We start from the raw sequence: 494 nt of genomic DNA, 5'->3' as shown, positions 1-494 counted from the left end.
AACCCGCAGTTGCAGCCGACGCCTAACGGCGCGGCTGAACGCAATCGTTAGGCTCTTCAGATGAAGGCACACTTTTCATTCATCGGGTTGCTTGCGCTAACTGCGAGTCTGTCGGCAGTTGCGGCCTCCACGCAAAAGATGGCGTCTCCATCAGTTTCGAGCGCTGTGGTTGCGCGTTTCAAAGAGTGCGTTAGTCCTTCTGGATTGCGCGAGAGGCTTCCGGTTGCGACCGACATCCCTGAGCTTGATCAGCGGCTTGGACTTCCCCTCTCGGAGGCAGGTCTGGTCGCTGATGGCTACTACCACTGGCTACATATCACTCAAGACCAAGGCACGGCATACATCGTTCAAATTGGCGGCATTTCCGGAACCAGAACGGTGTTCGGCCCTTTCAGCGTCGACCGTGGTTGCGCGGCGGCCTCGTCCAGCAAGTCGGCACCAGTGCCTAACCCGCAGTTCCAGCCGACGCCTAACGGCGCGGCTGAACGCAATCG

The 494-nt window shown here is 58.9% G+C and carries 1 protein-coding gene; it reads left to right on the top strand.

From position 1 onward, the window contains the following. Positions 1-60: 60 nt before the first annotated feature. Positions 61-494: hypothetical protein (locus B0W88_RS35055; RefSeq protein WP_233151926.1), on the top strand; the 434-nt coding region annotated here is incomplete at its 3' end.

This window comes from Pelomonas sp. KK5 (assembly GCF_001984095.1).
GTDB lineage: Bacteria > Pseudomonadota > Gammaproteobacteria > Burkholderiales > Burkholderiaceae_C > KK5.
The sequence above is the reverse complement of the archived record's forward strand: the minus strand, read 5'-3'. Positions and strand labels throughout refer to the sequence as shown.